Source organism: Butyricimonas hominis, from assembly GCF_014287455.1.
GTDB classification, from domain to species: domain Bacteria; phylum Bacteroidota; class Bacteroidia; order Bacteroidales; family Marinifilaceae; genus Butyricimonas; species Butyricimonas muris.
Genome location: NZ_JACOOH010000010.1, coordinates 194,663 through 204,237, shown reverse-complemented (window position 1 = coordinate 204,237; position 9,575 = coordinate 194,663). Strand labels below are relative to the sequence as shown.

The 9,575-nt window shown below is 45.2% G+C and carries 7 protein-coding genes; 1 reads left to right on the top strand and 6 read right to left on the bottom strand.

Annotated elements, in window-relative coordinates; translation table 11 throughout:
- Nucleotides 1-189: 189 nt before the first annotated feature.
- From H8S64_RS20360 to H8S64_RS20345, 4 genes are all read right to left on the bottom strand, one after another.
- Entirely contained in the window at nt 190-408 is a 219-nt protein-coding gene (locus H8S64_RS20360; protein ID WP_099293981.1) for a (4Fe-4S)-binding protein, read from the bottom strand.
- A gap of 12 nt (nt 409-420) precedes the next feature.
- Nucleotides 421-723 (bottom strand): GNAT family N-acetyltransferase, encoded by a 303-nt coding sequence (locus H8S64_RS20355; protein WP_099293980.1) that lies wholly within the window; start codon nt 721-723, stop codon nt 421-423.
- Between the two features lie 163 nt (nt 724-886).
- Complete coding sequence (locus H8S64_RS20350; RefSeq protein WP_099293979.1) at nt 887-1,474, bottom strand: indolepyruvate oxidoreductase subunit beta; 588 nt, start codon at nt 1,472-1,474, stop codon at nt 887-889.
- Nucleotides 1,475-1,525: 51 nt separating this feature from the next.
- Entirely contained in the window at nt 1,526-3,118 is a 1,593-nt protein-coding gene (locus H8S64_RS20345; RefSeq protein WP_186978497.1) for a thiamine pyrophosphate-dependent enzyme, read from the bottom strand.
- Nucleotides 3,119-3,511: 393 nt separating this feature from the next.
- Here H8S64_RS20345 and H8S64_RS20340 point away from each other — a divergent pair, with 393 nt between their 5' ends.
- Nucleotides 3,512-5,443, top strand: a complete 1,932-nt coding sequence (locus tag H8S64_RS20340; protein WP_186978496.1) for a SpoIIE family protein phosphatase — start codon at nt 3,512-3,514, stop codon at nt 5,441-5,443.
- A 56-nt stretch (nt 5,444-5,499) separates the two neighbouring features.
- Here H8S64_RS20340 and H8S64_RS20335 read toward each other — a convergent pair whose 3' ends face one another.
- Both H8S64_RS20335 and H8S64_RS20330 read right to left on the bottom strand, forming a co-directional pair.
- A complete protein-coding gene (locus tag H8S64_RS20335; protein WP_186978495.1) occupies nt 5,500-8,274 on the bottom strand; it encodes a M16 family metallopeptidase in 2,775 nt (924 codons plus the stop codon).
- Nucleotides 8,271-9,551, bottom strand: a complete 1,281-nt coding sequence (locus H8S64_RS20330) for a thioredoxin family protein (protein ID WP_227217472.1) — start codon at nt 9,549-9,551, stop codon at nt 8,271-8,273. Before H8S64_RS20330 ends, H8S64_RS20335 begins: the two co-directional genes overlap by 4 nt.
- Nucleotides 9,552-9,575: the final 24 nt, after the last annotated feature.

The following is a 9,575-nucleotide window of genomic DNA, read 5'->3' as shown; positions in this document are numbered from 1 at the left end:
CGGGGTATTTGAAAAGAAAAAGAATTGTTGTGCGCTGGAACAAAAAAGAGTCTCGATAAAAATACTAACCGAATGGAAATTTTTTATCGAATTTATTTGGAAATAACTTAGAATTCTTTTAGACTTTATGGACGAGAGTGCGTGTCAAAACACGCACTCCTGTTCTTATCTGTGGTGGAATTTTTTCTTTTATTCTTTGTTTATCCTGTAACTCAACGCTCCGGAGGGACATTTATTGATTTGTGCTATTAATTCGTCTGTTGTTGCATTCTCGATCTTTATCCAAGGACGTTCTTGCGGGTTATATACCTTAGGTAACATTTTTACGCAAATCCCTGCGTGTTGGCAGATTGAGGGTTGCCAGATAATGGTCAGTTCTCCGTTCGTGTATTCATACTTCTTTTCCATGATGTTCTGTTTTTATTTGATGTTTATACCTCGCATAACAATGCGCCGCCATTCGGGATGCCTCTTTATATAGGCGGCCACGAAAGGACAAAGCGGTACTAGACGCAGTCCTTGACGCTCGATATCCTTTAGCGTTTTTTCGACGAGTTGTGAACCTATTCCACGACCTTCCAGTTCCGGCGGAACTTCCGTGTGTGTAAGGTAGATTTCCCCGTTGATTGATTTTATATACTCGATTTTGGGTGTATAATTACCGATGCGGAACTCGTACTGTTGACGATGTACATCATCTTTTAATTCATAATCCTCTGTCATAACCTTAAATTTTAATGTCTATTGTAAATTAAACGTTCAGAATATGAATTTTGTTTTGATTTTGTCCTGTTATTATTTTTAAAGAAATGGGATATATATATAAAAAATCCCCTCCGTGTGACGGGAGGGGATTGGTTAGGGCTATGCCCTGTTATTGATTCGATTATTTAATGTAGTTTTGAGCGAATGCACGTCCGGCACGTAATGCTTTGAGGTTCATTTCGACAACATCGCTTCCTTTGCGTTCGAAAATGGCAGTAATACCTTTTTCGAGGTATTCGAAAGGAATTTCGATGAAGGGAGAAGCAGCTCCCAACATCACGAAGTTGCTGGCACGTACGTTTCCGGCAGCTTCTTTGGCGATGCTATCGGCGTCGATAATTACTTGATGAGGCAGAGCCTTTAAGGTTGCCATCAAAGTAGCTTCTTCCGGGTAGTTCGGGATGTTGATGAACGGGGTTGCGTTGGTTACCACGTATCCGCCTTGTTTCAAGAAAGGAAGATAGCGTAATGCTTCCATGGGTTCTACCGAGAGAATGATGTCTGCCGTTCCCTTTGCGATCAAGTCAGAGAATATCGGTTTGTCAGAGATTCTCATGAATGACTGTACGTCACCTCCGCGTTGGCTCATGCCGTGAGTTTCCGCTTGTTTCATGTACAGGTTATTGTTGAGGGCGGCAGAACCCAGTGCTGCTGCAATGGAAAGGATACCTTGTCCGCCTACGCCCGCTAATATAATGTCTGTCTTCATAATTTTAAATTTTAGATTTTAGATTTTAAATTGAATCGATTATGAGTCAATTTATTTTTTCTTTTTCTTGGCGTCTCTGGCGGCTTTCTGGATACATACTCTTCGCGGGATGATTACAGATACCCCCTTGTACTCGATCTCGTCACGGATGATCTTGCACAATTCGTCATGATTCTTCGGTACGGGAAGTAATACGCGGATGTGTTCCGGGTCAACACCGATACCTTTACAGATAGCTTCCAGATGTCCCAGTGCGGATGATTCCTGTCCTCCTGTCATAGAGATAGATTCGTTATCTGAAATGATAATCGTGATATTCGCTTTCTCGTTGACAGCATCCAACAAGCCGGTCATTCCGGAGTGAGTGAATGTAGAATCCCCGATAACCGATACTGCCGGGAATAATCCGGCGTCAGCCGCACCCTTTGCCATGGTGATAGAAGCACCCATATCAACGCAAGAGTTGATAGCTTGGAAAGGAGGAAGTGCTCCTAAGGTATAACAGCCGATATCGGAGAATACGCGAGCGTTCGGGTACTCTGCCACTACTGCGTTCAACGCGGCGTACACGTCTCTGTGGCTACATCCCACGCAAAGAGCGGGCGGACGGGGCACTACGATTTCAGGTACGGGAGCACCTTCAACGGATGGAAGTCCGAATGCTTTTGCCACGTGGTCGGGATTTAATTCCCCGTCTCTCGGGAGAGTACCATCCAAACGTCCGTGAACGTTTTCTTTTTCGAGGTAACCTTTCAAGGCTTCCTCGATAACGGGATAACCTTCTTCAAGAACGAGTAATTTCTCCGTGCTTTCGGCTAATTTGGTAATCATTTTTCTCGGGAGCGGGTATTGGCTTACTTTCACTACCGGGTAAGGGCAATTACCGCCGAATACTTCCATCAGGTAGTTGTAACCGATTCCGCAGGCGATGATACCCATGGATTTGTCTGCTCCGTCGATGTATTTGTTATATGGTGAATTGTCAGACTCTTCCTCGAAAGCGATTTGTTTGTCCAACAATAATCTATATCTTTTCTTGGCAATAGCGGGAAGGAGCACGAATTGGCGTTTGTCTTCCGGCAGGCGCATTTCATTTTCGGCCTTTGCCTCACGTGGTTCAACACCGGCACGGGAGTGAGCCAGACGGGTCGTGATTCTCAATAATACAGGGGTTCCCAATTTCTCCGACAAGTCGAAGCCATAGCGAGTCATATCGTATGCTTCTTGTTGGTTGGAGGGCTCCAGTATCGGAATTAAAGCAAATTTGCCGTACACGCGGGAATCCTGCTCGTTTTGAGAAGAGTGCATGGACGGGTCATCGGCAGCGATGATTACCATACCCCCGTTAGCCCCGGTGATAGCGGCATTCATGAAACAGTCGGCAGCCACGTTCATACCCACGTGTTTCATGCATACTAAGGCTCTTTTGCCTGCATAAGACATACCCAGTGCGGTTTCCATAGCCGTTTTTTCATTGGCTGACCACATCCGGTGAACGTTGCGGGCGATTGCCTGTTTCGATTCTTGAATGTACTCCGTGATCTCAGTTGAAGGGGTTCCCGGGTAGGCAAATACGCCGGATATACCTCCGTCTATGGCACCTTGTGCAATAGCTTCAACACCTAGTAATAGTTGTTTTTGCATAGTTGAAAGATTATTGATTTTAAGTTATTTATCTTTTTAGCTGGATGCAACTGTACGTTGCTGAGAGAAATTATCGGGAATAATCATTCCCGGGCGAGTTTTTATAGTCCCCCGAACAATTTTAACACTCCCACAATATAGGCCAAAACGAAATAATATTCTGATGGATCGTACATCACACTAATTTTTAAAACGTTTTCGTCTTTAATTTGCGACGAAGTTAGCATTAATATTTAATAAGAACAAATTTTTTAAACAGAAGTCTGTGATAAATTATTTTTCTATTTTTGCACGATGGAATACTAGTTTTCTTATGTTTGTTTTATGTTTTTTTGTATATTAGTGCCCTTGAATTGCTTTTAATAGAGGGTAGTTATCAATTGACGATAAATTATGTTTGCACGATATAATAAATCTTTCTCCGCGAAATTAAGTTTCTATGTAATTTCTTTTATTACAGTGTTATCCGTTATACTTTTCGGGATATTTTATCATTACTCCACGAAAACGTTATCGAAGGAGGCGGAAGATAAAATTGAAACAATGGCGGAGATCGCTAATCTGAAAGTGAGTGCTTTGTTGAGTAAGGTGGAAAAGATTCCGGATAACTTGGGTTGGATGATCATGGCGTACGTGGAGAATCCGGATTCCCTGTTTTCGATAACCCGCCGGATCGTGAAAGAGAATGAAGAGATATTCGGGTGCGCTATCGCTTTCGAGCCTTATTATTTTCCGTCGAAAGGTCATTATTTCGCTCCCTATTCTTTCATGAGTGGGGATACGGTGAAGACTATGCAGGTCGGGAGTGAGGATTATAATTATTTCGAGAAGGGGTGGTATAAAGGAGTCCGGGAAACCAGATACTGGAGTAAGCCTTACCGGGATGCCGGGGACCCGGACGTGATAACTACTTCATACGCCGTGCCGATCCATGGGAAAGATGGGGAACTGATTGCTGTATTGTCGGTCGATTTGACGAATAAATGGTTGAGGGATTTGGCTAATTCGATGAAACCTTACGAGGGGAGTTACACGGTGATTATCGACAAGCAAGGACGATATATCATGCGTAAAGAAGGGGAAACGACGATCGGGAAGAATATGTTCCAGACGGCGGAAGAGGCTTCGGATCCCAATGTTGCCAGACTTGTTCGTGAAATGGCAGCGGGCAAAAGCGGAAGTCTGGTTGTGAAGGATGAAAAGACGTTGTCATACGTTTATTATACCGGAGTCTTTGCCACGGACTGGTATATGGCGGTCGTGTGCCCTTATGCTCAGGTATTCGGGAAGTTGAATCAGTTTAACATGTATATGTTAATCGGTTTCCTGCTGTTGTTGGTGTTTGTTTATATCATGTGCTTTGTAGCCGTGCGACGGATCACGAAACCGTTGACCCGTTTCTCCATGTCGGCAAGAAATATTGCCGGGGGAGATTTTAACACGCCTCTGCCGATTATTCGTTCTAAAGACGAGTTGGGTGAGTTGTACGAATCTTTCCAGTTTATGCAACACCAATTGACGGAATACGTGGAACAATTGCGGAATACCACGACTGCCAACGAGAAGATTCAAAGTGAATTGCGTATCGCCCATGACATACAGTTGGGAATGGTGCCGAAGCAATTTATTCCTCCTTCAGGCAGAGAAACAATAGATATACACGCGGTATTGCGTCCGGCGAAACAAGTAGGTGGTGATTTGTACGATTATTTCATGCTTAACGAGGACGAGTTCGGGTTTGCCATCGGCGACGTTTCCGGGAAAGGTGTTCCGGCTGCCTTGTTTATGTCGACCACGATTAGTCAGATGCGTTCCGTGGCGATGTTAGATACTTCATTGAATTACATCGTAAATGTTATCAATCGCAGCCTTATTCGGAATGGTAACACGAGTATGTTTGTTACTTTTTTTGCCGGAGTACTGAATCTGAATACCCGGCGATTGAGATTTTGTAATGCGGGACATCCTTACCCGATAATTATTAAGCCGGATGGAACGGTGGAAATGTTTAAGACTGCCGATAATTTGCCTTTGGGCGTGTCTTCCGATTATGAATACGAGGAACAGGAGTGTTATTTTGCTTCGGGTTCTCAATTGCTTCTTTACTCGGATGGGGTAACGGAAGCCCAGAACGAGGATGCTAAATTCTATAAAATAGATCGGTTGTTTCAATTTGTTGAAGAAAATAAGAATCTGTCTTCAAAAGAGTTGGTTGAGAAGATTATAGCTCATGTTGATGCTTACGCCGGAAAAGCGGAACAGTCGGATGATTTAACTGTCATGAGTTTGCGGTACGAGAAACAGAAAGGGGTAAGATGGTTGTAAATTTGGAAGGGGATTATTTTTCAACAATCCCCTTTGGTACACACGCACACTACTTATTATTTTGACCGTATTACAATGTCCACGCATGTTGCCGAACCGAAGAACTTTTTGGCAACCTCGTGTACTACCTTGGCATTCAGTTTTTCAATCGGTTTCTCGAACATCACGGGAGAGTCGATATCTTTTCCCGTTTCCGCATAATATCGTAAGGCTTCCTGCCAATGGGCGTTCCCTCGGTTTTCCAGCATATTGGCACGTCCTTTTTTCATCATTAATACCATATCTTCCACGTCTTCCTCGTTTACACCTTCGGCGACGAGTTTGTCAATTTGCTCGTGGACGATGGCACGCATCCGGTCGCCTTTCTCCGTGTTGCTCTGGAAGTTGACGGCAATGGCTTGCGTGTGTGTCGGGTAAGCGTTATATGATGCGGCAACGTTTACCCCGTAGGCACCGCCCTCGTCTTCCCGGATGATATTCTGGTAACGGTTCGAGAGCACGAAACGAATCACGTCGATAGCCAAATCCTCCACGGGTTTTAATTTCAGCGTGTTCGTGAACTCGATGTTCGTCATGTACTTGTTGTCCGGGATATTAGCCGTGATGGTTTCCGTGATGGAACCTTCCTTTTTCAAGTCGTGTTGTGCGGCTTTTTCAACCCGGTGAATGGACGGGATGGCTCCAAGGTATTTCGCCACCAGTTTTTGTGCTTCTTCCCGTTGGATATTTCCTACCAGATAAAAGGTAAAGTCCGAGGCATCTTGGAAACGGTCATGATAGATGGCGACCATTTTGTCGTAATTCATGGCATCGTAGAATTTGGCATCCTGTTTCCACAAGCGGGGAGAGTCTTTCACCCGTAACTTTTGCACCTGTTCCGCTATCGTGTCGTTTACCGTGCGGGGAGTGTTTTCCGCTTGTAGTCTGTTCAGGTACACGAATTTGTCAAAATCATTCCGGTCGAACCGGGGATGCTCGAAGAACAAATAGATGATTTGAAGTAACATTTCCATTTCGTTGTTGTCACACACGCCGCTCACGCCCTCGAATGTTTCCCCGAGCGTGATATTGGGCTGCACGTGATGCCCTTTCAGTATCTCCTGCATCATCTGCACGTTGTGCTTGTACAGCCCGGAATACATCGCTAGCGTTGATAATGCCGAGGCTGACGGCAGGTCTTCTGCCGGGAGCAATGACATCCCGCCGGAACTTTCGCCCAACAGGCTCACCTTGATTCCGTTTTGGTCGCTGAATTTGTAGTATACTTTGCAGCCGTTCGACAACGTCCATTCCTCGGCATCCAGCATCTTGATCGGTTTGGTTTTCACGATCTCTCCGCCTTTTACCTCGTAATCCAATAAGGGAACTGCTTTGATTTCTTCGGTAGCCTCGGCGGCTTTGACGTCTTTGGCTTCCTGCATGATAGTCATAATCTCCTCCTTTGTCGGGAAATCGTAATCCGGGTCGTTGCCCTGCATGATAAACACCCAGTTTTTGCTATTGCTGTTCCACGAGGCAATCCAGTCCTGTATGTCTTTTGCCGTGAGTTCAGACAGTATCTCCCTCGACAGGGCAATGTCTTCCTCGATGCTCGTGAGCGGCTTCCCTTCCAGAAAATTATTTTGGTACATTTGCACGTAAATCTCGTTCGGGAATTTGTCCTTGTTTTTTTCCGTCTCGTCCAGTCCGGAGAGATATACCGTGATCTGTTCTTTTACTTCTTTGTCGTTTATTCCATAGCGGTGAACGCGTTCCAGTTCTTCCATCAAATCTTTCAAGGCTTGCCGTTCCTTGTTTGGGTAGGCTTCCACGTATATATTCCAACGGTCGTAATTTCGCACCAGTCCGCTGAACCCGACCGTGGTCTGCACGAATGCGGGGTCTTGGGTTTCGATATACTTTTGCAGGTATTTCTGCACGATCTGGTTGTAGAACATATTGATTAGGTTGACCTTCATCATTTCCTGCAACGAGGTGGGTGGTGTCTGGCGCACCCGTTTAAGCAGCGTCATGGACGATCCCGTCATTTCCTTGTCGAACGCTTTCGTGTAGAACGGTTCGCTATTGTTCGGGATCTCGTACACCAACCGGGGTTTCGGATTCTCCCGTTTCGGGATGGGGTTGAAAAGACGCTGTATTTCTACCTCTATTTGGGCGGCATCGATGTCTCCGACAATGATCACGGCTTGCAGATCCGGGCGGTAGAAGTCGTTGTAGTAAGCCCGTAATTCTTCGGGAGTGAAGTTGTTTATGATTTCTTCGCTGCCGATGACGTTACGAGTGGCGTACTTGCTGTTGTTGAAGACGAAAGGGTCTGTTTGTTCTTTTATGCGGGCACCCAAGTTCCGGCGCATCCGGCGTTCTTCCCGGATAACCCCTCTTTCTTTGTCTATTTCGTCCGGCTTGAGCAACAGGAAGCCCGACCAGTCCTTCATCACGAGAATGCAGGAGTCTATCAGTCCCGTGTCGTTCGTGGGAATCCCTGTCATGTAGTACACCGTTTCGTCCTGTCCTGTTTGGGCGTTAAAGCGTGTCACTCCCCGGCGTTTCAAGAAATTGGGAATCCCTTCCTTGAAGCTCTCGCTCCCGTTGAAAGCCATGTGTTCCAAGAAATGGGCAAGCCCGTTCTGGTTGTCTTCTTCCATAAGCGCTCCCACGTTCTGCACGAGGTAAAAGTCTGCTTTCCCCGGCTGCATGGTCGTGTGGCGCACGTAGTAAGTTAATCCGTTGTTTAGTTTCCCGTGGCGGAACACGTTTGCATTATCTTGTGCGTGTAGTACTGCCGGGGTAAACAATCCGATAATACATATAAGAAGTAGTTTTTTTTTCATAAGCCTTGTAACGATTGTTGGATAGCTTGTTGGAGTTGTTGCATCTCCATTTTATTCTTGATTTGTGCGCTTGCCAAGAATGCTTGGTTATAGGATTGTTTTGCTTTGGCGTTGTCGCCCGTGTTTTTTAAGCAATCACCCATCATCATCAATAGGCGGGTACGGTTTGACGCTCCCACGTTGTCGAATGTGAGGGCTTTGGCAATCCAGTTAATACATCTCCGGTAAGCGTTTTCCGACAATTTGCCCTCGTACACGACGGCGATGTCTTGCAAGGGTTGAAAATAATCGTTTAACTCCGCCTTGTCGCCTTTTCCGTCAAGATAAGTATCCATCTTCTCGAAGAAAGTGTTTTCGTCATGACGGTAGAGGCTGTACGTGGCATCGGCAAGTAGCGTGATGGCATCCAGCACGGAAAGGTTTCCAAATGAGAATCCAGCGTAAACGTCTTTTAAATCTCCGTTTACCCGTTCGAGCCGTTTTTTATAATTCAGATCTCCTTTTTGGCAAAGTTGGATGACATACGAGTTGTTCAATGATACCAAGTAACGAGCCACGTTGTCTTTCCCGATTTCCTTGGCAAATTTGGGGTAGTTCTGTGCCATGTAATCGAAAATGGGGTCTTCCTTGGAAGTCGTGCGGTGGTACATGGTCAAGACCAGAAAATCGCCTTCGTTTACCATATTCTCAATCTTTTTATTTTTCAAGTATTCCGGGAATAGGCTTTCGATACGGGTTCCCCATTTCTGTTGGTTGTATCCCTCTTGCGTGGCTATAAATGCCGGAGCCTCGATCAACAATTGTTGTTGCACGTCAAGGTCATTTTTTTTCTTTTTATATTTCTCGTACAGTTGCTCGAAGCTTAATTCCTCGCCCGTGGCAATCTTTGCCTCTTTGATAAGTGATTCGGCAGGAGCGGCTCCCTGTACCCGGCGCATTTCTTTGCCGTCCCGGCTGATAAATACCATGGTCGGCAATGCCGTTACATTATATTTCTTTGCGATATCTTTGTTCTCTTTGGCATCCACGTCTACTTGTATGCATACGAAATGGGCATTGAAAAATTCCCCGACTTCTTTTTGCGTGAATATTTCGGTAGCCATCATTTTACATGGTCCGCACCATTCCGCGAAGAAATCCACGAACAAATTCTTTTTCTCTTGTTGTGCTTTTTGCAAAGCCTCGTCAAATGTACCTTTAAACAGCGTCATTTGAGCCGATAAGTTTCCCAGTACTCCTAATATTAGGAATACCATTAAATAAAATGTCTTTTTCATATTCTAATAATGTTAAATAAACAG

Coding starts and splice junctions, on each gene's coding strand:
- H8S64_RS20360 (WP_099293981.1), bottom strand. CDS start 408: ATGGAAAAGAAGTATGAATACACGAACGGAGAACTGACCATTATCTGG.
- H8S64_RS20340 (WP_186978496.1), top strand. CDS start 3,512: ATGTTTGCACGATATAATAAATCTTTCTCCGCGAAATTAAGTTTCTAT.
- H8S64_RS20350 (WP_099293979.1), bottom strand. CDS start 1,474: ATGAAGACAGACATTATATTAGCGGGCGTAGGCGGACAAGGTATCCTT.
- H8S64_RS20345 (WP_186978497.1), bottom strand. CDS start 3,118: ATGCAAAAACAACTATTACTAGGTGTTGAAGCTATTGCACAAGGTGCC.
- H8S64_RS20335 (WP_186978495.1), bottom strand. CDS start 8,274: ATGAAAAAAAAACTACTTCTTATATGTATTATCGGATTGTTTACCCCG.
- H8S64_RS20355 (WP_099293980.1), bottom strand. CDS start 723: ATGACAGAGGATTATGAATTAAAAGATGATGTACATCGTCAACAGTAC.
- H8S64_RS20330 (WP_227217472.1), bottom strand. CDS start 9,551: ATGAAAAAGACATTTTATTTAATGGTATTCCTAATATTAGGAGTACTG.